This window comes from Chelonobacter oris, from assembly GCF_000772535.1.
In the GTDB taxonomy this organism is placed as follows: domain Bacteria; phylum Pseudomonadota; class Gammaproteobacteria; order Enterobacterales; family Pasteurellaceae; genus Chelonobacter; species Chelonobacter oris.
In genome coordinates this window covers 81,083-106,874 of the sequence record NZ_JSUM01000001.1, presented here as the reverse complement: position 1 = coordinate 106,874, position 25,792 = coordinate 81,083, and the positions used below count along the sequence as shown (strand labels likewise).

Sequence of the window (25,792 nt, the reverse complement as noted above, 5' to 3'; positions counted from 1 at the left end):
AATGATGGCGAGTGTGTCTGCGTTAGGGGCGGTCGTTGCACTGCTGGTGGCAATTTGTCTGATTTTGAGAAAAGTGCCGCCGGCTTACGGTATGCTGGTCGGCGCATTTATCGGCGGCCTGATCGGCGGTGCCGATCTGAGCGAAACCGTCAGCTTAATGATCGGTGGGGCGCAAGGAATTACCACCGCCGTGATGCGAATTCTGGCGGCCGGTGTTTTGGCAGGGGTGTTGATTGAATCCGGTGCGGCAAGCAGCATTGCCGAAACCATCGTCAAAAGGCTGGGGGAAACCCGTGCCTTGCTTGCATTGGTACTGGCAACTTGGTTATTGACCGGCGTCGGTGTCTTTGTCGATGTTGCGGTAATTACGGTGTCACCGATTGCGCTGGCATTAGCGAAACGCGGCAATCTGTCGAAAGCCGCCATTTTACTGGCAATGGTCGGCGGCGGCAAAGCGGGCAATATCATTTCGCCCAATCCGAATACCATTGCCGCCGCCGAAGCTTTTGATATCCCGCTGACTTCATTGATGGCGGCAGGGATTATTCCGGGGCTGTTCGGGCTTGCCGTCACCTATTTTCTGGCGAAAAGACTGATCGACAAAGGCAGTAAAGTGGAAGCAGACGAGGTTTCGGCACAAAACAGCGACAGTTTACCGCACTTTGCCGCTGCCATCACGGCACCATTGGTTGCAATCGTGCTGCTCTCTTTACGGCCGATTGCCGATATCGCCATTGATCCGCTGATCGCCTTACCGCTTGGTGGGCTGATAGGCGCCTTGGTGATGCGGAAATCACACCATATTAATCAATATGCCGTAAGCGGACTGAACAAAATGGCTCCGGTGGCGATTATGTTACTCGGTACCGGTACTCTGGCAGGAATTATCGCCAATTCCGGCTTGAAAGACGTCTTGATTCACGGTTTGACCGCCTCCGGTTTGCCGTCTTATCTGCTGGCGCCGATTTCCGGTGCATTGATGTCGCTGGCAACCGCATCAACTACCGCCGGTACGGTAGTGGCGTCCAATGTGTTCAGCAGCACCTTGATCGAACTGGGTATCAGCGGATTGGCGGGCGCAGCGATGATTCACGCCGGGGCAACCGTATTCGATCACATGCCGCACGGCTCTTTCTTCCACGCCACCGGCGGCAGTGTCAACATGAATATCAGAGAACGTTTAAAACTGATTCCGTATGAAACCCTGATTGGTTTAACGCTGGCGATCGTCTCCACCCTGATTTTCGGCGTATTCAATTTATTTTAAGCGAGGATTTATTATGAAAATCATTATTGCACCCGACTCATTTAAAGAGAGCCTGACCGCACTTGAAGTGGCGGAAGCGATTGAAAGCGGCTTTAAAACCATCTTTCCTCAGGCTGAATATGTTAAAGTTCCAATGGCAGACGGCGGCGAAGGCACCGTACAGTCACTGGTAGACGCTACCGGCGGAGAACTGCTGCAAGTGGAGGTAACGGCGCCGTTAGGGGATAAAACCACCGCCTTTTTCGGCTTATCCGGCGACGGCAAAACCGCCATTATCGAAATGGCGGCGGCATCTGGGTTGCACCTCGTACCGCCCGAACAACGTAATCCGTTGTTGACCACCAGCTACGGCACGGGAGAGTTGATTAAATCCGCGTTGGATAAGGGGGTCGACAAAATTATTTTAGGTATCGGCGGCAGTGCGACCAACGACGGCGGTGTCGGTATGTTGCAGGCGTTGGGCGCGGCATTTCAAGATCAGCAACAGCAGGAATTGGGCTTCGGCGGGGCGAAACTGGCCGAGATAGCGAATATTCATCTGGAAAATTTGGATCCGCGCCTGCAACAGATTGAGATCGAGGTCGCCTGTGATGTGGATAATCCGTTATGCGGAGAACACGGCGCCTCGGCAACCTTCGGCCCGCAGAAAGGCGCAACATCGTCAATGGTGGTACAACTCGATCAGGCGTTGGCGCATTTTGCCGCAGTTGCCAAACAACAACTGACCGTCAATATTGCCGACAAAGCCGGGGCCGGCGCAGCCGGCGGCATGGGTGGAGGCTTATTACTGCTGCCGAACGTGACGCTGAAACCGGGCGTGCAGATTGTGCTTGAAGCGGTCAATTTGGCACAACAATTGCAGGATGCCGATTTGGTGATCACCGGAGAAGGGCGTATCGACGGTCAAACGGTTCACGGAAAAACCCCGATCGGGGTTGCCAAAACCGCCAAGCGCTTCGGCAAACCGGTGATTGCCATTTCAGGCTGTCTGCGTGATGACTACGATGCGGTGTATGACCATGGGATTGACGCCGTATTTCCGATCATCACTCAACTCGGCACGTTAGAGGCAACTTTGGCAAACGGGCGTAAAAACCTAATTTCCACAGCACAAAATATTGCTCGGATTTATCGGTTAAGCCGCCGATAGTGCTGTTTGATACCGCACTTGGCAACAGTGCGGTATCGCCTATTCCGCATTCTCAACAATATAATAACTGATTGGCGTCTGTTCGATTTTATCTGCCATACCGCCAATCAATTTTTTATTTTTCACCTCATCAGCCGTCAACAACAGACGTGTGCCTTCACTATGCAATAATCTTCCGATTTCCTGATCGGAATACTCGGTGCACTGTTTATAAGTGTTGAAAAAGACTTGATTATAGAGCATGGATTCTTTTTTCAAGTTATCAATATCATCCGGCCGCAACAACCCCTCCGTGCCGGTCAGGCTGGAAGCATGTAGTAAAAACTTCCCGCCCGGCAACGACAAGCGCTGTTGTGCGCCGCAGAACATGATGGTCGCAGAAGAACCGACCATCGACAGATTAACCGTAGTGACCGGAATCTTAGAACTTTTGACCGCCCAATAGGCAATTTGCCCGCTGTCCATATCGCCGCCGTCGCTATTGATATACAGATAGATGTTTTTCAGCTTCGGGTAAAGGCTGTTGATTTCGTCAATGGCAAATACCAGATCCGAAACCAGATTGGCTTCAATCGGTGCGGTATAGAAAATCTTAGCGCTCTCGGATTGCAGGTTTCCGATATCATCGACAGGCGTTTTTTTCAGCTCGGCAACGGCAGAAAACGGCAGGGCAATTGCCGCCAGAAGGGAAAGTGCGGTTCGGGTTACGGTATGTTTCATGGTGATCCTGTTATTAAAATTAAAATGCCGCTTATTATTGAATAAGCGGCACCAAATGAAAACCATTCTTACCTAGTTTTAAGTTGCTTGATGAAGTGAGCCGCTTACAGATCGGAAAATGCTTCGATTTTCGGCCAGCCGCGAGTTTCAAGAAAATTCAGTAATATGCGCGGGCTTTGATTCAGCACCCGTTCAGCAGGAAAATCGACTGCCTCCAGCAATGCCAAACTGTGTTCGAAATTGCCCAGATAACCGGCATAATGCGAGTCGGAACCGATGCTCACCCAACCGCCGGCATCACGCACCGCGGCGGCAATACTCAGGCAGTTATCATAACTGCCGATACGGGAATGTAGGAAGGAGGAGTTGTTGATTTCCAGCGCTACATTATGATCCGCCGCCGCTTGTGCCACGGCTGTGGCATCAATCGGAAATTTCGGATTGCCGGGATGGGTGATGATATCGACCTGACCGCACTTGATACAGTTGATCAGTGCCTCAGTGTGATCATCACGGGTTGTCGGGTGAATCGACGGCGGATGAAAACCGGCCAACACCAAATCGAGTGAACGGCGCATACGATCGTTACAGTCGGTTTCGCCATCGGTATTCAGAATATTGGCTTCGATACCGCGCAAAATGCCCACGCCGTCAATAAAACGCGGCAAAATCGCCAGATTGGAAAAATGCCATTCATGCGGCGCATCGCCCAGCGCCGGCCCGTGATCAGTGTTGGCAAACAAACGGATACCACGTTGTTTGGCAACCGCAATATATTCATGCAGTGTACTGTAAGCATGGGTGCTGGCAATCGTATGGGTATGCAAATCAACCGGATAGCGCATGGGATCCCCTTAAGGTTTGGCTACAAAACCGACCGCTTGATAAACCTTATTCAACGTTTCAACGGCTCTAGCCTGCGCTTTTTCCGCGCCTTCACGCAAAATACGGTTCAGCAGCTCTTCGTCGTCACGGTAATGGCGGAAGCGTTCTTGCAGTCGGGTCAGCATCGCAGACACTTCATCGGCAACCGCACTTTTCAGATGACCGTACATTTTCCCTTCAAACTCCGCTTCCAATTGGGCAATGGTTTTGCCGGTGACGCCGGACAAAATATCCAACAGGTTGGAAACCCCCGCTTTGTTTTGTCGGTCATAGCGCACCACAGGCGGCTCATCGGAATCGGTAACCGCTCTTTTGATTTTCTTCGCCACGGCTTTCGGATCTTCCAATAAGCCGATTACGTTGTTGCGGTTGTAGTCGGATTTCGACATTTTTTTCTCAGGCTCAAGTAATGACATGACTCTCGCACCGGCTTTCGGAATAAAGGCTTCCGGCACGGTAAACGGGTTGTCATACAGCGCATTGAAACGTTGGGCTATATCACGGGTGATTTCCAGATGTTGCCGCTGATCATCGCCGACCGGTACTTGATTGGCCTGATACAATAAAATATCCGCCGCCATCAGCACCGGATAGGTGAACAAACCGACATTGACGTTTTCTTCGTAACGGGCGGATTTATCTTTGAACTGAGTCATGCGGCTCATTTCGCCGAAATAACTGTAACAGTTCAACACCCATGCCAATTGGGCATGTGCCGCCACATGCGATTGAACAAAAATAGTACTTTTCTGCGGATCAATGCCCGCCGCCAGATAAATCGCCAGCGTATCCAAGGTGGCATTGCGCAGCGCTTGCGCATCTTGACGTACGGTAATAGCGTGTAAATCAACGATACAAAACAGGCAATCGAATTCGTCCTGCATTTTCGCCCACTGGCGTAAAGCGCCCAGATAATTGCCGATCGTCAATTCGCCCGACGGCTGTACGCCGCTAAATACCACAGGTTTGTTACTCATATTTCTTCCTTAGAATTCAATTTATTATCTTTAAAATATCGGCAAAATCATCACAAACCCAATCCGGATTGGATTCATTGATCGGAATATTATAATTATAGCCGTAAGTCAGCCCGACCACTGCGCAGCCTGCATTGTGCGCCGCCAGAATATCATTTTTCGAATCGCCGACAAACAGCAATTGTTTTGGATAAATACCGAATTTGCCACACAAATAATATAGTGGCGCAGGGTGCGGTTTAATTGTCGGCAACGACTGCCCGCCCAACAGCTCGGAAAACAGGTGATCAATTCCGAATGCCGCCAACACCGGTTGCACGTGTTTGGTCGGTTTATTGGTGACCACCGCTAAAATATAGCCTTGTGCTTTCAGCTTTTCCAACGTCTCCTTAACATGTGGAAACAAACGGCTTTTATTACAGATATTTTCACCGTAATAAATGCCGAAACGCCTTTTCAGCTGTTTGATTTGCACGTCATCCAAGGTTGCACCCGACCATTCGATCGCACGGCTGATCAGTACATCGGCACCGTTGCCGATCCAAGTCAGCACCAATGCTTCCGGCGCTTGCGGCAACCCGATTTCGGCAAACGCCTGATTGACCGACAACGCCAAATCCGGCAGGCTGTCCACCAGCGTGCCGTCCAAATCGAACCCGATAACTTTAAATTGACTCATCTTTATTCCTTAAATCACTTCCGGCTTCAAACTCGCCAGTTGTTGCCGCATCTGCTGAATCACTTGAGCATAATCCGGCTGATCGAAAATCGCCGAACCGGCCACAAACATATCCGCCCCGGCAGCCGCAATCTCGGCGATATTGTTAATTTTCACGCCACCGTCCACTTCGAGGCGAATATCGAACCCGCTTTGATCAATTCGTGACCGCACTTGGCGCAGTTTGTCCAATGTGGACGGAATAAACGACTGTCCGCCGAAACCCGGATTGACCGACATCAGCAAAATAACATCAATTTTGTCCATCACATAATCCAGATAAGACAACGGAGTCGCCGGATTGAACACCAATCCCGCTTTACAACCGCAACTGCGAATCAACTGCAAAGTGCGGTCGATATGCTCGCTGGCTTCAGGGTGAAAAGTAATATAATCCGCACCGGCTTTGGCAAAATCCGGAATAAGCCGATCGACCGGCTTCACCATTAAATGGACGTCAATCGGGGCTGTAATGCCGTAATCACGCAACGCCTTACACACCGCCGGCCCGAAGGTCAGATTCGGCACATAATGGTTGTCCATCACATCAAAATGAATCACATCGGCGCCGGCGTTCAACACGGCGTCGACATCTTCTCCCAAACGCGCCAAATCTGCCGAGAGAATAGAAGGAGCAATTAAATAAGGTTGCATAAATCACCTTTTTGTTATGAAAGTGCGGTAGGGGGTAGTTTACTACTTAATAGGAAGGGAGTGAACCGCATTGAAGCTAGTTTGTCGCCCATTTAATGGTAAAAAGGAGATACAGATCAAATTTCTAAAATTTCTTATTTTACACGTGTAAATTTCATTGTTATAAATTGAACCGTACTTAGATCTTTTCGTTTGTAGTAAGTGCGGTAAGGACTTTTAATTGAATAATATACCAGAGGCGTATTATGAAAAAACGTTTTAAACACCTTGTACTTGGCTGCGTGATGGCCGTTGGTTGTGGCAGCGTATGGGCTGCTGATTTGATTGGTGCTTCTTTGTTAACCCAACAGCATCCATTTTATATAGAATTGGCTGATGCAATGAAGTCACAAGCAAAAGAACGGAACGTAGATTTGGAGGTCGCCATTGCTAATCAGGATCTGGGAAAACAGTTGGCGGATGTAGAAGATTTCATTGTTAAAGGGGTAAAAGTAATTATTATTTCGCCTGTAGATAGCAAAGGTGTTTTACCGGCAATCAAGAAAGCACAAAGCGCCGGAATTAAAGTGATTGCCGTAGATGTCCCTGCTGAAGGCGTTGAAGTGGCATCATATATCGGCACAGACAATTATGCCGGCGGTATAAAAGCCGGGGAATTGATGGCAAAAGAATTAAATCGGAAAGGAAACGTTGCTATTATTGATTACCCGACGGTGCAATCTGTCGTGGCTCGTATTGATGGTTTTAAGCAGGCTTTATCCGATTACCCCGATATTAAAATTGTCGCCCAACAAACCGGGATTACCCGCGCCGAAGCATTAGCGGTTGCACAAAATATGTTGCAAGCCAATCCGAATATTCAAGGTATTTTCGGATTTGGTGATGATGCAGCATTAGCGGCTGCCGTTGCCGTCAAATCAGCCGGATTACAAGATCAGGTTAAAGTCATTGGATTTGACGGAATGCAAGAAGCCAGAGATGCTGTTGATGCGGATCCGGTTATGGTGGGTGTTATCCGTCAATATCCTGACAAAATGGGAAAAGCGGCGCTTGATACTGCCGTTAACATATTAGCCGGAGAGAATGTAGCAAAAGAACAGCCGATTGAACCCGGCGTTTACACAAAATAAAATGCCGCAAACTATGGTGGAAATGTGCCGTACCGCTTTTTATCACATCATGGGAGGCGGACAACATGGTAAAGCAAGATGATATTGTGCTGACATTAAAAGGCATCAATAAATCATTTGGTGTCGTTCATGCCCTTAAAAATATGAACCTTACTCTACGGCGCGGCCGTGTTCATACTTTACTCGGGGAGAACGGCGCCGGAAAATCTACGTTGATGAAAATCCTGGCCGGTGTTTATTCGGCTGATTCGGGAGAAATATGGCTCAATAATCGAAAATATCAACCCAAATCACCGCAAGATGCAGTTTCATCAGGCTTAGCTATTGTTTTCCAAGAATTGAGTTTGGCAAATAATTTAACGGTTGCACAAAATATCTATGCCAATCACGAACCCTGCCGATTCGGATTCATCAATGATCATAAAATTGAAGAGCAGGCACTGACACTGATTAATAAACTGGGATTACCGGTTAATTCCGATACTAGAGTCGGCGATCTCTCTATTGCTCAACGACAGTTAGTCGAGATCGCAAAAGGGTTAAGCCATCCTGCCGATATTATTATATTAGACGAGCCAACTTCATCATTATCGGATTCAGAAGCCGAAATTTTATTTTCTATTATTCATCAACTGACAAAATCAGGGAAAGCCATCATTTATATTTCCCATCGAATGGAAGAAATTATGCGGTTATCCGATGATATTACCGTCATGCGTGATGGGGAATATATTCAAACCGTATTAAAAACAGAAACGGATATTAATACGTTAATAGCAATGATGGTCGGGCGACAGATGGATCAAATTTATCCGCCGCCATTAGTAAAAACATTTATAGATAGCGGACAGTTCGTTTTAGAGGCTACACATTTAAGTGTTACTAAAAAAGTTGATGATGTCAGTTTTAATATCAAAGCCGGTGAGATTTTAGGTTTCTTCGGTTTGGTGGGATCAGGACGTTCCGATGTAATGAAAGCATTATTCGGAATGCTGCCTTACCAAGGGGAAATTCGTTTGCACGGTAATACTGTCCGTGTAACCTCTGCCGCGATTGCGATTAATAATGGGATTGGGTTTGTCACGGAAAACAGAAAAGAAGAAGGGTTGGTTCTATCCGCAACAGTTCGTCACAATATAACAATGGCCGCACTACCGCACTTTACTTTGAAAACCGGCTGGTTAAATAGACGACTTGAAGCAAGTGAAGTCAATAAATACATTAAACGGCTGGCCATTCGTACACCATCAGCCGAGATTACCGCCAATACCCTATCCGGCGGAAATCAACAAAAAATCGTGCTGGCGAAATGGCTGGTAACGCAACCTAAAATACTCATTCTGGATGAGCCGACTCGAGGTGTCGATGTCGGTGCGAAATTTGAAATTTATAATATTATCAGGCAATTATCTGCTAACGGAACGGCCATCTTATTAGTTTCTTCCGATTTACCTGAAATTTTGGGGCTATCCGATCGTATCGTGGTGATGGCAGGAAAACGAATTCAGACCATTGCTGAGACAAAATTACTGAGTCCGCAGCAAATTATGGTTGCAGCAACAGGACAAATTCAATGACAAAACATCGCCATTTAGCACAATATGTGCGCCAATTAGGTGGAATCTTTTTATCACTGATTGTGTTATGTGTCTTTTTTTCGTTTGCCAATAATCGCTTTATGTCTGTCGCAAATTTTATGAATATTTTACAGCAGGTTTCTGTTGTTGCGATTGTGGCATTTGGTATGACTTGGGTCATTTTACTGGGGGAAATCGATCTTTCTATCGGCTCAATTATTGCCGTTAGCGGAATGGTCGGCGCGCAAATATTAGCGCTGGACTATGGGATTATTCCCGCTTTGCTCATTACCCTGTTTTCCGGTGCCGTAATGGGGTTTATTAATGGCGCACTCACCGCTAAATTCGCCCTACCTTCATTTATCGTAACAGTTGCGACAATGGGGATTTATCGCGGAATGGTCAGCCTGCCGACAAATGGCGCACCTCAGATGATTACCAATAACAGCTGGACAGCTATTGGAAATAGCGTATGGTTTGGTATCCCGGTGGTTATTTGGATTTTGATCGCACTGTTTTTATTCAATCATATTGTATTGTCACGCACAATTTTCGGTAGAAAAGCCTATTTAACCGGCGGCAATATTGAGGCTGCGCAGTATTCCGGAATTCAAACCGCCAAAGTTAAAATCTGGATTTTCACCTTATCGGGTATTATGGCTGCAATATCAGGCATTTTGCTGTCATCGCGTTTATACTCGGCACAAACCAATGCCGGCATGGGCTACGAGCTCGATGCGATCGCAGCCGCTGTCCTTGGCGGCACGAGTTTGGCCGGTGGTGTCGGCACAATGCTCGGAACGTTAGTCGGGGCACTGATTATCGGTATCCTCAACAACGGAATGAATATGATGTCGGTTCCCTATTTTTATCAATTAATCGTGAAAGGCGTAGTTATTTTAATCGCTGTTTGGCTGGATATCAGATCAAAGAAAAAACGGAGCAAAGCATGAGTCAAAAAGTATTAACCATCGGCGAAATTTTAGTTGAAATTGTGGCGACGACAAAGGGAAACGGTTTTTTAGAGATACAACCGTTTATTGGTCCATTTCCATCCGGTGCACCGGCAATTTTTATTGATCAAGTAGGTAAATTGGGTACACCTTGTGCAATGATTTCACGGGTCGGTGATGATGATTTTGGTAGACTGAACCTTAATCGTCTAGCCGCTGATCATGTTGATATTTCAGGCATTGTTATGGCAAAAGGCGAAACTACCGGTAGTGCTTTTATTCGTTATCGGGAAGATGGAAGCCGAAAATTCGTGTTCAATATTGCGAACAGTGCCTGTGGCAAACTGGAAGAAAATTCTGAGATTGAGCAATTATTGCAACAGTGCCGCCATTTACATTTAATGGGAACCGCACTTTCATCTCCCGGACTGAACAAAATGGCATTAAAAGCGATTCAAGCGATTAAATCCCATGGCGGCACAGTTTCGTTTGATCCTAATTTACGAGCGGAAATGATGACGCCGACATTACATGCGGATCTTGATGCTGTATTGGCACAAACCGATCTTTTTTTACCGTCTGGTGATGAGTTATTTCTGTTTACCCGGGCAAAAGATGAGCATACTGCAATTAACGAGTTATTAAATCGTGGTATTCGTGAAATCGTGCTTAAACGTGGGCATCAAGGGGCAAGTTATTTTGCAGAGGGGAAACGATTTGATGTCGCCGCACACTCAGTAACCGAATTGGACCCGACAGGTGCCGGTGATAGCTTCGGCGGCGCGTTTGTCAGCTTTTGGTTAAATGGATCCTCACCACAAGAAGCATTATACTATGCCAATATTGCCGGAGCACGAGCCGTCACATTTCTGGGACCTATGGAAGGTACTTCGACAAGGGTTGAATTAGAACAATTTTTAAACGTGGCGAAATAATTAATGGTTAAAGAAATAAACCAAACTGTCAATACAATGCAACAACTTGCAGATTATATCGGGCTTTCACGCCAGACATTATCGAAGTATTTTAATGATCCTCAACAAGTCAGTGATAATGCACGCACACTTATTCAAATGGCCGTCAAAGAAACCGGATTTCGCCCAAATCTCTTTGCCAGTAATTTAAAACGGCGTAAAAGCCGGGTTATTGGTATTATTATTCCCAGTGTAACCGATCCTTTTTATATGCAATTAGTATCGCGAATATCAACGATTGCAGAAATATCCGGCTATTTTACATTTACACTACCGTCTAATGGAAAACTGAGTGTCGAGGCTGATGCCGTTGCAAAATTACAGTCTATGAATGTTGCCGGCGCATTAATCGTACCTTTGGGAAGAAATGCGGTACAAAGTAAATTGAGGCAAATGGAAGATAGTTTTCCGATTGTATATCTTGATTCACCACCAATGCATAATGCTCCTTTTATTGGTACTGATAATCAGCAAGGAATAACCCTGTTGGTTGATTATCTCTGTCAAAATGGCACACCGCCAGCGTTTTTAGCAATGCCCGAAATTAATCGTAATGCAAGCACAAGACTGCAAGCCTACCAGACTGCAATGGAAAAGAATAAAGAAAAGCCATATATTTTAACGACTGACGGCGGAATGGATTGGCAATTTGAAATTTACGGTCATTCTCAGGCAGCTCACTGGATCAGTGGAAACCGCTCAAAATATCAAGCACTACTATGTGCTAACGATCGTTTGGCTTATGGTGCCTTTCTTGCTGCATGGGAAGCCAATATTCCCGTAGGAATCAACGATGGAGCACTACGTATTGCTGGCCATGATGATCATCCACTAGCGGCTTATACCTGTCCTCCATTGACAACCGCTGCACAAAATTATGACCGTATTGCAAAAACTGCAATAGAAACATTATTGACTTATATTGGAGGCAAGACGCCCTCAGTCGTAAAGCAGCTTATTCCTATGCAATTAGTGAAAAGACAATCAGCATAATTATTATAAAAATCATAAAGTTAATCAGGAAGACATTTTGGCTGACAATGATCCGACAGAACTCTCGCCGCTCTTATCCGACTATCCGTTCGATATGGATTTGGTCGCAGGGCGGACACTGATCGAAAAAGACAATTACCTTGACTATACGATTAATCGTCCGCAGGGTATGAAAGGCTATATTATCAATTTAACAACCAGAGGAAGAGGGGCGGTATTCGACGGGGAAAAAACTTTTCTTGCAGACAAAGGGGATTTGCTGTTGTTTTCACCGCAGGCAATTCACCATTATTGCAGAGAACCGGCATACTATTCGTGGTATCACCAATGGATCTATTTCAGGCCGCGAACATTCTGGATAGATTGGCTCAGGTGGTCTTCAAACGAAAACGGTATCGGCCGCCTCAGTATACAAGACAAAGAGGAATACCAGACAATTTTAGACTTGTTTCTCAAAATCGAAAATTTATCCAAAGCAAATGAAATCTTTGCCAAAGATACGACAATGTGTTTTCTGGAATTATTGTTAATCAAATGCGCCGGCCTTGATCCGAAAAATGTCGAACATAAATCAAGCAACTCGCTGGATTTAAGAATTGATCTGGTATGTAATTTAATTTTGAATGACTTGCAACAAAACCATAAAATCGAGTATTTTGCCAACCGTGTCAATCTTTCAACTTCACGCCTGACCCATTTATTTTCACAACAGTTAGGCATCAGCCTAACCCAGTGGCGTGAAAATCAACGCATGGAAAATGCCAAAAAACTGCTTTATACCTCTGATATTTCAATAATGAGTATCGCCAAACAATTAGGCTTTGACGATCAACTCTACTTCTCCAAGGTATTTAAAAAATATTGCGGGGTCAGTCCTTCCGTTTTTCGCCGTTCCCGATAATTGAAAACAAGTGACCGTTATCACAAAAAAGTCTTTTCTGCCGAATAGTCTATATAAATAGCCGGATTTTACATATCACATGCTGTAACTTTGTCCTATGATGTTGGCAGACTCAAAATCCAGTACATATTATTTTGAATTTATTCATTTAAAATCAATTAATTATACTGGATCACAGTCATATGCAACGATTGGAATGTAGTATGTTGGTAGCAAAAATAACCATGTTCATAACATAAAAGAGGTGAATAATGAAAAAGCTGACGATAAAAAATCTATTTTTGACCGGGCTATTGGGAATGACGATGCTAGCACCGAGCGCCATGGCAAAAGACGTTGAAATAGTAAACATTTCTAAAATAGCCGGTATGCCATGGTTCAATCGAATGGCAGAAGGTGTTGAGCTGGCCGGAAAAGACTTTGGCGTCAATGCTTATCAGGTCGGCCCCTCCAGTACCGATGCTCCTCAGCAAGTAAAGCTGATTGAAGACTTGATTGCCAAGAAAGTAAATTCTATTTCCATTGTACCGAATGATGCCAATGTGTTAGAACCAGTACTTAAAAAAGCCAAACAGCAAGGAATTATCGTACTGACGCATGAATCTGTCGGACAACCAAGTGCGGATTGGGACATCGAAATCATCGACAATGCACAATTTGCCGCCGATAACGTGGAAGAAATGGCAAAATCCATGGGCGGCAAAGGCGGTTATGTTATTTATGTCGGCGGGCTGACCGTTCCGCAGCACAATCTTTGGGCCGATTTATTCGTTAAATACCAGAAGGAACATTACCCGGAAATGTTTGAAGTAACTACGCGTATGCCGGTTGCTGAAAATATTGATGACGCAAGACGCACAACGCTTGACCTGATGAAAGCGCACCCTGATCTGAAAGCCGTAGTCTCCTTCGGCTCGCAAGGGCCTATCGGGGCGGGGCTGGCAGTCAGAGAAAAACGCATGAAAGATAAATTCTTTGTCTTCGGTATGATGATTCCTTCGCAGGCGGCATCACTCATTAAAAGCGGCAATATCACCATGGGTATTACCTATGATCCTGCATCCGGCGGCTATGCTTTGGCCGCAGTCGCTGCCAAATTGTTAAAAGGTGACGAAATTGTTGACGGTTTTGAGATTCCGAATGTGGGCAAAGCCAGCGTTAATTCGGAAAACCGCTTGATTCAATTCCATAAAGTATTAAAAGTCACCAAAGATAATATTGATAACCTGTATTAATCGTTCCCAATAGGGCGGATTTTCTTCCATGGAGGGAGGGAAATCCTCCGTTTCTTGAGACTCAATTTTCATAATACTATAGGTGATTATTATGACGTTTATTACCATGGAAAATATTTCTAAGACCTTTTACGGTGTGAAAGCCTTGGATAATATTTCATTAACCTTAGAAAAAGGTGAGGTACTTTGTCTGGCTGGGCAAAACGGCTGCGGAAAATCAACGTTAATCAAGATTTTATCCGGTGTCTATCAACCGGATAAAAGTGCGGTCATCAAAATCGACGGTGAAAAATATAGCAAACTCACCCCACAAGAATCAATTAAAAAAGGCATTCAAGTCATTTATCAAGATCTCTCGTTATTTCCGAATCTAACGGTTGCTGAAAATATTGCCATTAACCTGCACCATAACCATTTTCTGGTCGACCGCAATAAAATCAATACGGTTGCAAATGGTATTTTGAAAAAAATAGGCGCAAACCTAGCCCTTGATGCAACAGCCGAAACTTTATCGGTAGCTCAGCAGCAACTGGTTGCAATCTGCCGGGCATTAGTGCAAGATGCCAGATTGATTATTATGGACGAACCGACGGCATCCTTAACCGTACAGGAGGTTCAAGCCTTGCTCAGAATCGTCGAGCAACTCAAAACCGCCGGTATCAGTATTATTTTTGTCAGTCATAAACTCAACGAAGTCATTAAAGTCTCAGACAAAGTCACCGTATTGAAAGACGGTAATTTGGTCGGTAATTATGCCATAGCCGATATGAATGAAAAAAAATTGGCTTATTTAATGACCGGTATCGAATTCAATTATCAAAAATTACCGGCATTACCACCGTCACCACCAGTTTTAACGGTAAACCGGCTTTGCAGACATCAAGAATATCAGAATATTTCATTTTCGGTACATAAAGGCGAAGTCGTATCTATTATCGGCCTGCTTGGTTCCGGTAGAACCGAACTTTGCCTGAGTCTGTTCGGTATTACCCCGCCGGACAGCGGCGAGATTCTACTGCATAACCAAAAAGTGCGGTTTAACAGCAATCGTGATGCTATTGCCGCCGGTATAGGCTATGTGTCAGAAGACAGAATGACAACCGGCCTAGTCATGAATTCAGCGATTAAAGATAATATGATTTCAACTATTTTCAATAAAATCACAACCAAATTTGGGCTGATTAATGAAAAGCGTGTTGCAGAATACAGCAATCGCCTGATTGAACAATTAAAGATTAAATCGCCTGATGCCGGATTACCGGTGAACACTCTGTCCGGCGGCAATGCACAAAGGGTCTCGATTGCCAAATGGCTCGCCATTAATCCGGATCTGCTTATTCTGGATGAACCGACCATCGGCGTGGATATTGCCAATAAAGAGGGCATATTCACCATCATCAGAGAGCTCTCCGCCAAGGGTATTGCTGTAATATTCATTACCGATGAAGTGGAAGAGGCCTACTATAACAGCCACAAAATTTTTGTGATGAAATCCGGCAAAATCAGCCATGAATTTAACGCGGAGAGTACCGGTGAAGCGGAAATACTGGAGGCAATCAATGAAAAATAAATCCATTTCGCAAAGTTTCTTTCTAATCATCACGATATTGATTCTTTCTGTTTACCTCTCAATAAAAACAGATGATTTTTTAACAATAGAAAATCTTTACGATGTTATTAACAGTTATGCGATGCTGGCCATTTTGGCTTGCGGGTTATTTATTGTCCTGATTTCAGGCGGAATTGATATTTCCTTTCCTGCCATCACCATTATTTCACAATATATTATGGTTTCCTTTATTATGAAGCATGATGGAAATTATTTTATTGTCTTTTTAATTTCAACACTTTCCGGAACCGCACTTGGGCTTATCAATGCCTTTATTGTCAACCGATTAAAAGTACCTTCAATTATTATCACCATATCGACCCTGAATATATTTTACGGCTTGCTGCTTTATATCACCAAAGGTACTTGGTTGTATGATTATCCGGCATGGTTTCAGGAAGAAATTATTTTTTTCAAATCGACAACCGCCACAGGATTTGAATATGGGCTGTCATTCCAGTTTCTGTTACTGCTCACCGTGATTTTACTCACCGGATTTATCATGAATAAAACCAGTATCGGCAGAAAAATTTACGCCTTGGGCGGAAATGCCGAAGCCGCCTCCAGAGTCGGTTTTAATCTGTTAAAACTACACCTTTTTGTATACGGCTACATGGGATTCGTCTCCGGTATTGCCGGCGTTGTCCAATCTTATACCGTGCAAACCGTTGCACCGGATTCACTACTGGGATACGAGCTGACCGTACTGGCTGCCGTCGTACTCGGCGGAACCAGCCTGATCGGCGGCAAAGGCACATTATCCGGCACCATGATGGGCGTTATTTTATTAGCCATCATTCAAAACGGGCTGAATCTGTTGGGCATCTCTTCATATTGGCAAACGGTCGTAACCGGTTTGATTATTGTATTCAGCGTCAGTATGACGGCCTGGAGTCAACGAAATAAGGTGGGAGAGTAATCGTTATGAATAAAAGCAATGACAATTCCTTTAAATATTTAATACTGTTATTACTGTTGATCGTACTTTCATTCAGTATTTTGATACCGGATGTTTTCTGGTCACTCAATAATTTCCAATCGATCGCTTCCCAAATGCCTATTTTAGGGGTATTGACTCTATCCATGGCGATCACGATGCTAACCGGCGGCATTAATTTATCAATTATCGCCACCATGAATTCTTGCTCGTTAGTGATGGCATTTTATCTGATGAATAACCCTTCTTCACTTTTTATTGCTGTTTTACTAGGCTTGATCACGGCAATACTCATCGGATTGATTAACGGGATATTAATTGCGGTTATTCGGGTTTCGCCTATTCTGGCGACACTAGGAACCATGACATTACTCAACGGATTAAATATTCTCCTATCAAAAGGTTCAGCTATCTCTAATTTTTCTGAAACCATTTTGATACTCAACAGTGGAACATGGCTCGGCATTCCGTTTCCATTAATCATTTTTATTCTATTGTCTTTTTTATTATGGGTTATCTTTGATAAAACAACATTAGGGAAATCGATCTATTTTATTGGCAATAATGAAAAAGCCACCTATTTTTCTGGTATTAATACCCAGAAAGTGCTTATTCTAGTCTATATTATATCATCGGTGCTTTGTGTTGCGGCAGCACTGCTGATGATGTCGAAGCTCAATTCCGCCAAATCCTCTTATGGCGATTCTTATCTGCTGACGGCGATTCTGGCAACCGTATTGGGCGGTGTCAATCCGGACGGCGGTAAAGGAAAATTAGTCGGTATTCTGATGGCGTTGGTGTTGCTACAAACTTTAGAGAGCGGTTTAAATATTATTGGCGTAAGTAGTTATATCACCATGGCGTTATGGGGCGGATTATTAATTCTATTTATTTTCTTGCAAAAATACCAAATTCACTTTTTTACAAAAAGAAAAAATTATAAGGGGTCATGATTATGTCAGAAAAATTTGTTATCGGCCTGGATTTCGGCAGTGATTCGGTTCGCTCACTGTTGGTCAATTGCCAAAGCGGAGAAGAAGTAGCGACACATGTCGTCAATTATCCACGCTGGAAAAAAGAGTTATATTGCGATTCAAATAATAATCAGTTTCGCCATCATCCCCTTGATTATATCGAATCCATGACCGACACCATTTGTGAAATCACAATGAATATCGATGAAACAATCCGAAAAAATATTGTTGCAATCGGCATTGATGCAACAGGCTCGACCCCGGCGCCAATAGATGCGGAAGGTCGTATTTTAGCACTGAATGAACGTTTTAAAGAAAATCCCAATGCGATGTTTGTGTTGTGGAAAGACCACACCGCAACAAAAGAAGCCGATGATATTACCGAATTATGCCACAGCGGGAAATATCCCGATTATAGCAAATATATCGGCGGCACTTACTCTGCGGAATGGTTTTGGGCAAAAATCACGCATATTCAAGCGATTGATGAAGAGGTCAGACGCCATGCCGTCAATTGGGTCGAATTATGCGATTGGATTCCGGCGCTCTTGTCCGGCACAACCCACCCCACCCAACTAAAAAGAGGTCGTTGTACTGCCGGACACAAAAGTTTATGGCACCCTGATTGGAACGGCTTGCCGTCAGCCGAATTTTTGACCGCACTTCATCCGTCCCTGACAGAGAATTTGCAAACACCGTTATTTACCGAAACCCAAACCGCTGACATTGCTGTCGGTACCATTACCTCGGAATGGGCAGAGAAATTAAACCTGCCGAAAAATGTGATTATTTCAGGCGGAGCGCTGGATTGCCATATGGGGACAGTGGGTGCGGGAGCCTCTAAAAATACGTTGGTGAAAGTAATTGGCACCTCAACTTGCGATGTGTTGATTACCGATTATGATACCGTAAACAAACGTTCAATCGAAGGCATATGCGGACAAGTCGACGGCAGCGTAATTCCAAATGCAATCGGGCTGGAAGCCGGACAATCGGCTTTTGGCGATGTATATGCTTGGTTTGCCCGGATTGTGAGCTGGCCGCTGGATAAATTGGTACGCCAGCACCCGCACCTGCAGACAGAAATTGATAGTTTTAGACAGCAACTGCTGTCAGATCTGGCGAGAGAGTGGAATCAAAATCCGAGACTGGAATATTTGCCCCTGACGCTGGATTGGTTTAATGGGCGAAGAACCCCTTTTGCCAATCAAAAACTCAAAGGCGTCATCTCCGGAATCAGTTTGGGAACCGATGCCAGCGCAATATTCGGCTCTTTGATTGTCGCAACGGCTTTCGGATCAAAAATGATTATGGAATGCCTGATCTCGCAACAAGTCCCGGTAGAAAAAATAATTGCCCTAGGCGGTATTGCCAGAAAATCACAGGTCGTGATGCAAACCTGTGCCGATGTGATGGAAAAACCAATTCAGATCGTAAAATCCGATCAGTGCTGCGCACTGGGGGCCGCTATTTTTGCCGCCGTTGCCGCTGAAGTCTACCCTACGGTTGAATCGGCTCAAGAGGTAATGGCAAGCAAAATGGAAAAAACCTATTTTCCTGATGAAGAAAGAATTAAACACTACGCTTCATTATACCAACAATATAAAGAATGGGCGGTAGCCACCGAACCCCTGTACAATAAATTCTTCCATCAAAACGATAAGGCTTCCTGACAATTCGTTTATGAGGGGATTTTCGTTCCTAAAAATACAGCGATCCTGAGCCGTGACACAGTAAGCTCGTATCAACGTGCGGTTTTAAACCGCACTTTCCGTTTTACAACTCAACACGTAATGCCGAATAAGCCCGTTGGGCTTTTTCCCGTGCGGCCTCGACACTGTGATCGCGTGCCAGAATTACCCCCAATCGGCGGTGGCCGTTGACTTCGCCTTTGCCGAATAAACGTAAATCGGTGTTCGGTTCCGCCAATACCTGTTGCAGGTTGCAGAACCGCACTTGGGTCGATTTGCCTTCGACCACAATTGCTTTCGAAGCGGACGGGCTGATGAGGTTAATCGGCGCAATCGGCAAACCAAGAATCGCCCGAGCGTGCAGCGCAAATTCGGACAGCTCTTGTGAAATCAACGTGACCATACCCGTATCGTGCGGCCTCGGCGACACTTCGTTAAAAATCACTTCGTCGCCACAGACAAACATCTCTACACCAAAAATGCCGCGCCCGCCCAAACCGTCGGTAATTTTGCCGGCAATGGCTTCGGCTTTGGCAAGTGCGGTTGGCGACATGGCTTGCGGCTGCCACGATTCACGGTAATCACCGTCAATTTGGCTATGTCCGATAGGCGGCAGAAAAGTCGTGCCGTTAATATGACGTACAGTCAGCAGCGTGATTTCGTAATCGAACTTCACGAACCCTTCGACAATCACCCGTCCGCCGCCGGCTCGTCCGCCTTGCTGCGCATAGTCCCACGCTTGTTGTAATTGCTGTTCGGATTTGATCACGCTTTGCCCGTGGCCGGAAGAACTCATAATCGGTTTGACCACGCAGGGAACTCCGATGGCGGCTACCGCACTTTGGAAATCTGCATAATTCTCGACAAAACGATAATCGGATGTCGGCAAACCTAGTTCCTCTGCGGCTAAACGGCGAATGCCCTCACGGTTCATGGTCAGCTTGGTGGCTTTGGCAGTCGGAATCACGTTGAAACCTTGCCGCTCCAATTCCAGCAGCGTATCGGTAGCAATGGCTTCCACTTCCGGCACAATATAATCCGGCTTTTCTTTTTCGACCAATGCGCTCAGCGCCTCGCCGTCCAGCATCGAAATAGTGTAGGCGCGGTGAGCTACTTGTTGCGCCGGTGCGTTTTGATACCGATCAACGGCAATGACTTCCACACCCAGACGTTGTAGCTCGATCGCCACTTCTTTGCCCAATTCGCCCGCCCCCAACAGCATCACTTTGGTGGCAGAAGGCGTTAACGGAGTTCCGATTGTCGTCATGTATTTTTCCTTTACTGTTTCTGTTGCGCTAAAAATGCGAAAAAAAACCGAGCGCAACGGCTCGGTATCGGTTAAATATTGATTAAGTTCGGATCAAGGGTCAGTTCTTCGTTTTTATTAATGCCGATTTTACGTTGCAAAATATGGCGTGCAATATCCTGCGCCTCCTTTAACGAGTGGTCGGTGTAGGTTCCGCACTGGTATTTATTCAGTTCGGGAATCTGATTCTGATCAGCCACGTTCAGCACGTCTTCCATCGAAGCCAGCCAAGCTTCGGCAACTTGTTTTTCGTTTGGCGTCCCGATCAGGCTCATATAAAAACCGGTACGGCAGCCCATCGGTGAAATATCGATAATTTCCACTTGCTCACTGTTCAGATGATCACGCATAAACCCGGCAAACAGATGTTCCAGCGTATGTACGCCTTTCATCGGCATAATTTCCAGATTCGGACGGCAAAAACGCAGGTCGAAAACGGTAATATCATCACCTTTCGGCGTGCGCATATTTTTTGCCACCCGTACCGCCGGCGCATTCATTTTGGTGTGGTCAACGGTAAAACTGTCCAGTAACGGCATATTTTTTCCTTTTTCGCATTAATTTAAAAATTTTTCGGATAACGGTGAACTTTTCGTTCGTTACTCGGTCTTATTATACAAGCAACCTGCAGTTGTTTTCTAATAATTAAGTTGGTTCCTTAGGTTATTTTGCGCTCTCACTCGAGAGCGCTTTTTTTCGTCCGTCATAACCGGTTTTGCTGTGCCAAATAATCGTCAAAACTCAAACTGTCCGCCCGTTCCATTGCCTGTTGTTTTTCAACCGACTGTTGCGCCAATTGTTGCAGCTGCTGCCGACTTAGCGTACGGTACGGCTGTGTTAAAAACTGTTGTTTGAATTTTTCCGCCTGCTGTTCGCCGAAAGCGCCGATGCCGATTTTATGGTAGTCCGCCAATACGCGCGCCGACAGCGTTAATGCCGGATCGGCAAACGCTTTGCGCAGTTCCCGACAAATCGACGTATAACCGTGTTCCTGCCCGACACAATCCACCACTTGCGCCAGTTGCAACAGATCATCAAAAATCGTTTCACCCATGGCCTGCAATGAATATTCGGTACTGTCACAGCCGATTCCGACAGTTTGCCCCGGCTGCCGTCCGGCAAGAATCACTTTATTCCAGTTTTTGCGACAGCACTGCTGTTCGGCATCGCCCATCGGCTCGGCTTCTGCCAATTCGCACCACAGCATAAACAGATCGAGGAAATAAATCTGTTGTTGGCTAATGCCGACCGCCGCATACGGGTTAACGTCCAGCGATCGCACTTCTACATATTGAATACCGCCGCGCTCCAATGCCGCAACCGCTCTTTCGCCCTCCAGCGTGACCCGTTTCGGGCGAATTTGTGCATAAAATTCCGCCTCAATCTGCAACACATTGGCATTGAGCTGGTGATGTTGCCCGTCCTGCTGATCAATCCGGGCAAAGTGCGGTTCAGGACGGCGGGTTGCGGCACGTAGGGCGGTAATATACTGTTCCAATCGGTTATAATTGATGCCCAAATTCGATTGCGTATCAGTAGTATAGCCCAAATCGCTCAAACGTAACGAGGTAGCATACGGCAGATATAAAAAGCCGTGTTCCGATTGCTCGAACGGCATATCGGTTTGCCGCCCTTGCAAAAAACAGCTGCAAATCGCAGGCGAAGCGCCGAACAAATAGGGGATAATCCAGCCGTAACGCAAATAATTGCGGATGATATTCAAATAGCGTGCCGACAGCTGATCCTTGCGCTGCGGATCTTCGGCTGCGCCGAAACGGGCAAGCCAGTAATTATCATCAAACGAAAAATTGTAATGAATGCCGGCAATGGTCTGCATCAAAGCACCGTAGCGGTTTTTCAGGCCTTCACGGTACAACGTCTTGAAACGCCCCGGATTGGAATTGCCGTATTGCGCCAGTACGATTTCGCTTTCATCATCGATAAAACACGGCATACTCATCGGCCAAAACCGCTCTTGCCCCATATTTTCCAGCGTGAAACGGTGCAAATCATGCAAAAAGTCGCTCAGTTCACCGGCGGTTTCACGCACCGGCGTCACAAACTCCAACAGACTTTCGGCAAAATCAGTGGTGATCCACGGATTGCACAGCGCTGAGCCGAGATGTGGCGGGTGCGGTGTCAGCGCCAGATGTTTATTCGGCAGAAAACGCAAGGTTTCGCGTTCCAGCCCACGCTTGAAATGTTGCACTGCCTGCGGATGTTCTTTCAACCAGGCAAGTGCGGTATCTAGTTTTGGTAACACGACAAAATCCTCTTACAATTGGCTCAAGCCGATGAGTAACAAATATCGCAAGCCTTTACCCAATATGATGAACAGCAAAGCACTAAACCAGTGCAGCCGCAACCAGCCTGCCGCCACACACAGCAGATCGCCGAAAACGGGCAGCCAGCTCAGCAGTAGGCTCACGCCGCCGTAGCGATATAACACACGAACGCTCCGTTGCTGTCGGCAGTTCAAACGCCGCCATTCCGGCACGACAAGCAGACGTCCGACGGCATAGCTGGTCATACCGCCGAGTGTGTTGCCCAACGTGGCAGCCAGCCAAAGCTTAAACACCTCAACAGAACCGCTGAAAGTATTCATCAGTAACAAGCCGCTGAACACTACTTCGGAATTGCCGGGCAACAAAGTGGCACTTAAAAACGCACTGGTAAACATCAGGAGAAACCGGTTTTGCAATGCCCAATCGGGCAACCAGCCCGACAGCCAATCGACGAACATCACCATCAAGCTTTCAGCAGGCGGTTGTCACGTACGTCAAACACGTCCATTCCTGCCGCATGGGCGGCTTCGATACCGAAATCACCGTCTTCGAATACTAGATTTTTGTGCGCTTCACAGCCGATAAGCTCGGCACAACGCAAAAACGTATCCGGCGCCGGTTTGTGTGCGACGACCTCATCCGAGGTCACGACCGCAGCGAAATATCGCTGCAAATCAAATTTTTCCAACAGAATATCGGCCATCATGCGATGCGCACCGGTGCCGATTGCCATCGGGATTTTACCGTGAAACGCCTGCACAACGGAAAATGCCGGCAGTAAAACCGCTCTTTCCAGCACCAGTTTCATGCCGAATTCACGTTTTTTTAGCGTAACCTCTTCCAACATGGTCAACGGCATACCGGCATCACGCATGATCGCTTCGGCAATAATATAAGTGGTGGCGCCGCTGAATTTATACATCAGCTCGCCGCGCAACGGATAACCGAAATAATCGCCGGTTTGACGCCACGCCGCTTCGTGAGCCGGCATGGTGTCGATTAACGTGCCGTCCATATCGAAAATCAAGCCGTTGTAACCGGCGATAATCTGTGGTTCGAGAATCAACGCCGTCATGCCTGTGGCTCCATATCCAAAATAATTTTCCCCAAGGTACGGCCTTGTTCCAGCGCAAGATGGGCTTCTTTAATCTGCGCCAGCGGATAGGTGTCGGCAATTTCGATTTGCAGTTTTTGCGCCGCCAGCAACGCTAACATTCGGCTTAAATCCGCCGCGTTCGGCTCCACCATAATTTTTTCCACCTGCAAGTGACGGCTTGCGCCCGCCTGTTGCAGTAACGGCACATGAATCGTCGGTACACAAATCACCCGTCCGCCTTGTTTGACCGCACTTAGTGCTTTGACCCCCGCTTCACCGCCGACCAAATCCAAAAAAATATCGGCCTCCAGTGCCGGATAATGCTCAAGTGCGGTATAGTCAAGAAAATGATCAATGCCCAACGTTTTGAGATATGCCTGTTTTGACGGCGAACAAATAGCAATCACCTCTAGTGATTGCTGTTGCAGCAATTGTACCGCCAAATGCCCGACACCGCCTGCCGGCGCTGAAATCAGGATTTTTTGTCCGGTATGCGCAGCCGCTTGTTTAACCAACTGAAGTGCGGTCACGCCGACGGTCGGCAGGGCTGCCGCCTGTTGCAGCGACACCCCGTCCGGTACGCGCGCCGCCAAATCGGCATTAACGGCAAAATAACGGCTGTATGCACCGCCGTCAAAGGTCAGCACCGCAACCCGTTCGCCCACTTGAAAACCGCTCTTTGCACCGGCTTTTGCCACAACGCCGGCGGCATCGAAGCCCAGCACGGCAGGAAAGCGGGATTTGAATTTTTCTGCGCCCCAGCCCAATCCCGAACGGGTTTTGTAATCGACCGGATTAATGGCGGCATAGTGCGTTTCCAACAAAATCTGTTGTTCGCCGATGTCCGGCAGCGGCAAGTGCGGTTGTAGTGTCAGCACCTCGGCAGTACCGAATTCAGAAATGGTGACGCCATAGTTATGTAACGGATCGGTTAATGTGGTCGGCATGATTTCTCCCTGTTAAACAGTCGGTATTTGTAAAGCGGAATGCCAAGAATACCATTTTCGTCTCGAGGCATAAGGATTTTTTTGTTATATCAAATGCAAAAAATTTTTAAGATGTGGTTCGAAAGCGGCTCAATCCGCAATCGGCTCGAATCCGGCTTAACGGCTGATGCCCGGATTAAACGCCTTTATACTGCAAATACAGCACGGTGGCCGCAACACGGGAATTGACGTTGAGCTTGCGCAGCAGGTTACGGATATGGACTTTGACCGTCTCTTCCGAAATAAACAGGGTTTCAGCAATCTGTTTATTCGACATGCCTTTGGCGACCAGTTCCAATACCGCACTTTCGCGATCGGTCAACGACAGCAGCGGTTCAGGCGATAGTTTGCGCTGTTGCAGCTGATATTGCACTTCAGGGCTGTAGACTACCTCGCCGTGCGCCAACTGTTGCAACTGTTTTAACAGCAAATCCGGTTCGCTGTCTTTTAGCAGATAACCGTCGGCACCGGCGTCGACCAAAGCAAAAATATCGGCTTTGGCATCGGAAACGGTCAAAACGGCAATCCGTGCGGTCACGCCGTGTTGCCGCAACTGCTGTAAGGTTTCCAAACCGCTCAAGCCTTTCATGTTGAGATCCAAAATAATCAAATCCGGCTCGGTCTGGCGCGCCAGCCGAATGCCTTCAAGCCCGTTACTGGCTTCGGCAATATTGCCGAATTCGGGTTCCAGCTCGAGCAATTGTCGGATTCCGCGCCGCATGAGCGGGTGATCATCAATGATAAGGATACGATATGACTGCGACATAATTTTCC

The 25,792-nt window shown here is 46.4% G+C and carries 25 protein-coding genes; 13 read left to right on the top strand and 12 right to left on the bottom strand.

Annotation, left to right across the window (positions count from 1 at the left end; genetic code table 11):
- Positions 1 to 4: 4 nt before the first annotated feature.
- Together OA57_RS00510 and OA57_RS00505 are read left to right on the top strand one after the other, a co-directional pair.
- Positions 5 to 1,267, top strand: coding sequence for a GntP family permease (locus OA57_RS00510; RefSeq protein WP_034612015.1), 1,263 nt, complete (start codon positions 5 to 7; stop codon positions 1,265 to 1,267).
- Between the two features lie 13 nt (positions 1,268 to 1,280).
- The gene (locus OA57_RS00505; RefSeq protein ID WP_034612012.1) at positions 1,281 to 2,417 is read left to right on the top strand and encodes a glycerate kinase; all 1,137 of its coding nucleotides are present in this window, start codon (positions 1,281 to 1,283) and stop codon (positions 2,415 to 2,417) included.
- A gap of 39 nt (positions 2,418 to 2,456) precedes the next feature.
- On the opposite strand, the gene OA57_RS00500 is transcribed toward OA57_RS00505, so the two are convergent.
- The 5 genes from OA57_RS00500 to rpe all read right to left on the bottom strand — a co-directional run bounded on the left by OA57_RS00500 (position 2,457) and on the right by rpe (position 6,371).
- Positions 2,457 to 3,137, bottom strand: a complete 681-nt coding sequence (locus OA57_RS00500) for an ATP-dependent Clp protease proteolytic subunit (RefSeq protein WP_052122306.1) — start codon at positions 3,135 to 3,137, stop codon at positions 2,457 to 2,459.
- Between the two features lie 104 nt (positions 3,138 to 3,241).
- Entirely contained in the window at positions 3,242 to 3,982 is a 741-nt protein-coding gene (locus OA57_RS00495; RefSeq protein ID WP_034612010.1) for a phosphatase, read from the bottom strand.
- Between the two features lie 9 nt (positions 3,983 to 3,991).
- Positions 3,992 to 4,999, bottom strand: a complete 1,008-nt coding sequence (gene trpS, locus OA57_RS00490; protein WP_034612007.1) for a tryptophan--tRNA ligase — start codon at positions 4,997 to 4,999, stop codon at positions 3,992 to 3,994.
- A 16-nt stretch (positions 5,000 to 5,015) separates the two neighbouring features.
- On the bottom strand, positions 5,016 to 5,678 hold the full coding sequence (locus OA57_RS00485) for a phosphoglycolate phosphatase (RefSeq protein WP_034612002.1): 663 nt from the start codon (positions 5,676 to 5,678) through the stop codon (positions 5,016 to 5,018).
- 9 nt (positions 5,679 to 5,687) lie between these two features.
- A complete protein-coding gene (rpe, locus tag OA57_RS00480; RefSeq protein ID WP_034611997.1) occupies positions 5,688 to 6,371 on the bottom strand; it encodes a ribulose-phosphate 3-epimerase in 684 nt (227 codons plus the stop codon).
- 245 nt (positions 6,372 to 6,616) lie between these two features.
- On the opposite strand from rpe, the gene OA57_RS00475 reads away from it, so the two are divergent.
- The 11 genes from OA57_RS00475 to OA57_RS00425 all read left to right on the top strand — a co-directional run bounded on the left by OA57_RS00475 (position 6,617) and on the right by OA57_RS00425 (position 19,327).
- Positions 6,617 to 7,501 carry a substrate-binding domain-containing protein gene (locus tag OA57_RS00475; protein WP_034611994.1) on the top strand — a complete coding sequence of 295 codons (885 nt, stop codon included), beginning with the start codon at positions 6,617 to 6,619 and terminating at the stop codon, positions 7,499 to 7,501.
- A gap of 65 nt (positions 7,502 to 7,566) precedes the next feature.
- The gene (locus OA57_RS00470; RefSeq protein WP_034611991.1) at positions 7,567 to 9,078 is read left to right on the top strand and encodes a sugar ABC transporter ATP-binding protein; all 1,512 of its coding nucleotides are present in this window, start codon (positions 7,567 to 7,569) and stop codon (positions 9,076 to 9,078) included.
- Positions 9,075 to 10,031 carry an ABC transporter permease gene (locus OA57_RS00465; protein WP_034611989.1) on the top strand — a complete coding sequence of 319 codons (957 nt, stop codon included), beginning with the start codon at positions 9,075 to 9,077 and terminating at the stop codon, positions 10,029 to 10,031. Before OA57_RS00470 ends, OA57_RS00465 begins: the two co-directional genes overlap by 4 nt.
- Complete coding sequence (locus OA57_RS00460; RefSeq protein WP_034611986.1) at positions 10,028 to 10,966, top strand: tagatose kinase; 939 nt, start codon at positions 10,028 to 10,030, stop codon at positions 10,964 to 10,966. Before OA57_RS00465 ends, OA57_RS00460 begins: the two co-directional genes overlap by 4 nt.
- 3 nt (positions 10,967 to 10,969) lie before the next feature.
- Positions 10,970 to 11,998 carry a LacI family DNA-binding transcriptional regulator gene (locus OA57_RS00455; RefSeq protein ID WP_052122305.1) on the top strand — a complete coding sequence of 343 codons (1,029 nt, stop codon included), beginning with the start codon at positions 10,970 to 10,972 and terminating at the stop codon, positions 11,996 to 11,998.
- 37 nt (positions 11,999 to 12,035) lie between these two features.
- Entirely contained in the window at positions 12,036 to 12,899 is an 864-nt protein-coding gene (gene araC / locus OA57_RS00450) for an arabinose operon transcriptional regulator AraC (RefSeq protein ID WP_034611984.1), read from the top strand.
- Positions 12,900 to 13,150: 251 nt separating this feature from the next.
- Positions 13,151 to 14,134 (top strand): autoinducer 2 ABC transporter substrate-binding protein, encoded by a 984-nt coding sequence (locus OA57_RS00445; RefSeq protein ID WP_034611981.1) that lies wholly within the window; start codon positions 13,151 to 13,153, stop codon positions 14,132 to 14,134.
- A 91-nt stretch (positions 14,135 to 14,225) separates the two neighbouring features.
- The gene (locus tag OA57_RS00440; protein WP_034611979.1) at positions 14,226 to 15,704 is read left to right on the top strand and encodes a sugar ABC transporter ATP-binding protein; all 1,479 of its coding nucleotides are present in this window, start codon (positions 14,226 to 14,228) and stop codon (positions 15,702 to 15,704) included.
- Positions 15,694 to 16,662, top strand: coding sequence for an ABC transporter permease (locus OA57_RS00435; RefSeq protein WP_034611976.1), 969 nt, complete (start codon positions 15,694 to 15,696; stop codon positions 16,660 to 16,662). The genes OA57_RS00440 and OA57_RS00435 overlap by 11 nt, the downstream gene beginning before the upstream one ends.
- A gap of 5 nt (positions 16,663 to 16,667) precedes the next feature.
- The gene (locus OA57_RS00430; RefSeq protein ID WP_034611973.1) at positions 16,668 to 17,633 is read left to right on the top strand and encodes an ABC transporter permease; all 966 of its coding nucleotides are present in this window, start codon (positions 16,668 to 16,670) and stop codon (positions 17,631 to 17,633) included.
- 2 nt (positions 17,634 to 17,635) lie between these two features.
- Positions 17,636 to 19,327, top strand: coding sequence for a ribulokinase (locus OA57_RS00425; RefSeq protein ID WP_034611971.1), 1,692 nt, complete (start codon positions 17,636 to 17,638; stop codon positions 19,325 to 19,327).
- 103 nt (positions 19,328 to 19,430) lie between these two features.
- Here OA57_RS00425 and purT read toward each other — a convergent pair whose 3' ends face one another.
- The 7 genes from purT to OA57_RS00390 form a co-directional block, all read right to left on the bottom strand.
- Positions 19,431 to 20,612: a formate-dependent phosphoribosylglycinamide formyltransferase gene (gene purT, locus OA57_RS00420; protein ID WP_034611968.1), complete on the bottom strand. Its 1,182-nt coding sequence runs from the start codon at positions 20,610 to 20,612 to the stop codon at positions 19,431 to 19,433.
- Between the two features lie 71 nt (positions 20,613 to 20,683).
- A complete protein-coding gene (luxS, locus tag OA57_RS00415; protein WP_034611966.1) occupies positions 20,684 to 21,190 on the bottom strand; it encodes an S-ribosylhomocysteine lyase in 507 nt (168 codons plus the stop codon).
- A gap of 164 nt (positions 21,191 to 21,354) precedes the next feature.
- A complete protein-coding gene (gene gshA, locus OA57_RS00410) occupies positions 21,355 to 22,914 on the bottom strand; it encodes a glutamate--cysteine ligase (protein WP_034611963.1) in 1,560 nt (519 codons plus the stop codon).
- A gap of 12 nt (positions 22,915 to 22,926) precedes the next feature.
- Positions 22,927 to 23,400, bottom strand: a complete 474-nt coding sequence (locus tag OA57_RS00405) for a YqaA family protein (RefSeq protein WP_456064310.1) — start codon at positions 23,398 to 23,400, stop codon at positions 22,927 to 22,929.
- Positions 23,400 to 23,999: a beta-phosphoglucomutase family hydrolase gene (locus tag OA57_RS00400; protein WP_084589834.1), complete on the bottom strand. Its 600-nt coding sequence runs from the start codon at positions 23,997 to 23,999 to the stop codon at positions 23,400 to 23,402. Before OA57_RS00400 ends, OA57_RS00405 begins: the two co-directional genes overlap by 1 nt.
- A gap of 8 nt (positions 24,000 to 24,007) precedes the next feature.
- Positions 24,008 to 24,979: an NADP-dependent oxidoreductase gene (locus OA57_RS00395; protein ID WP_034611960.1), complete on the bottom strand. Its 972-nt coding sequence runs from the start codon at positions 24,977 to 24,979 to the stop codon at positions 24,008 to 24,010.
- A 175-nt stretch (positions 24,980 to 25,154) separates the two neighbouring features.
- Entirely contained in the window at positions 25,155 to 25,784 is a 630-nt protein-coding gene (locus OA57_RS00390) for a response regulator (protein WP_034611957.1), read from the bottom strand.
- Positions 25,785 to 25,792: the final 8 nt, after the last annotated feature.

Coding starts and splice junctions, on each gene's coding strand:
- OA57_RS00475 (WP_034611994.1), top strand. CDS start 6,617: ATGAAAAAACGTTTTAAACACCTTGTACTTGGCTGCGTGATGGCCGTT.
- OA57_RS00445 (WP_034611981.1), top strand. CDS start 13,151: ATGAAAAAGCTGACGATAAAAAATCTATTTTTGACCGGGCTATTGGGA.
- trpS (WP_034612007.1), bottom strand. CDS start 4,999: ATGAGTAACAAACCTGTGGTATTTAGCGGCGTACAGCCGTCGGGCGAA.
- OA57_RS00505 (WP_034612012.1), top strand. CDS start 1,281: ATGAAAATCATTATTGCACCCGACTCATTTAAAGAGAGCCTGACCGCA.
- OA57_RS00455 (WP_052122305.1), top strand. CDS start 10,970: ATGGTTAAAGAAATAAACCAAACTGTCAATACAATGCAACAACTTGCA.
- OA57_RS00435 (WP_034611976.1), top strand. CDS start 15,694: ATGAAAAATAAATCCATTTCGCAAAGTTTCTTTCTAATCATCACGATA.
- OA57_RS00440 (WP_034611979.1), top strand. CDS start 14,226: ATGACGTTTATTACCATGGAAAATATTTCTAAGACCTTTTACGGTGTG.
- OA57_RS00405 (WP_456064310.1), bottom strand. CDS start 23,400: ATGGTGATGTTCGTCGATTGGCTGTCGGGCTGGTTGCCCGATTGGGCA.
- purT (WP_034611968.1), bottom strand. CDS start 20,612: ATGACGACAATCGGAACTCCGTTAACGCCTTCTGCCACCAAAGTGATG.
- OA57_RS00500 (WP_052122306.1), bottom strand. CDS start 3,137: ATGAAACATACCGTAACCCGAACCGCACTTTCCCTTCTGGCGGCAATT.
- OA57_RS00390 (WP_034611957.1), bottom strand. CDS start 25,784: ATGTCGCAGTCATATCGTATCCTTATCATTGATGATCACCCGCTCATG.
- OA57_RS00425 (WP_034611971.1), top strand. CDS start 17,636: ATGTCAGAAAAATTTGTTATCGGCCTGGATTTCGGCAGTGATTCGGTT.
- OA57_RS00430 (WP_034611973.1), top strand. CDS start 16,668: ATGAATAAAAGCAATGACAATTCCTTTAAATATTTAATACTGTTATTA.
- OA57_RS00485 (WP_034612002.1), bottom strand. CDS start 5,678: ATGAGTCAATTTAAAGTTATCGGGTTCGATTTGGACGGCACGCTGGTG.
- OA57_RS00465 (WP_034611989.1), top strand. CDS start 9,075: ATGACAAAACATCGCCATTTAGCACAATATGTGCGCCAATTAGGTGGA.
- OA57_RS00470 (WP_034611991.1), top strand. CDS start 7,567: ATGGTAAAGCAAGATGATATTGTGCTGACATTAAAAGGCATCAATAAA.
- OA57_RS00460 (WP_034611986.1), top strand. CDS start 10,028: ATGAGTCAAAAAGTATTAACCATCGGCGAAATTTTAGTTGAAATTGTG.
- luxS (WP_034611966.1), bottom strand. CDS start 21,190: ATGCCGTTACTGGACAGTTTTACCGTTGACCACACCAAAATGAATGCG.
- OA57_RS00395 (WP_034611960.1), bottom strand. CDS start 24,979: ATGCCGACCACATTAACCGATCCGTTACATAACTATGGCGTCACCATT.
- rpe (WP_034611997.1), bottom strand. CDS start 6,371: ATGCAACCTTATTTAATTGCTCCTTCTATTCTCTCGGCAGATTTGGCG.
- OA57_RS00495 (WP_034612010.1), bottom strand. CDS start 3,982: ATGCGCTATCCGGTTGATTTGCATACCCATACGATTGCCAGCACCCAT.
- OA57_RS00510 (WP_034612015.1), top strand. CDS start 5: ATGGCGAGTGTGTCTGCGTTAGGGGCGGTCGTTGCACTGCTGGTGGCA.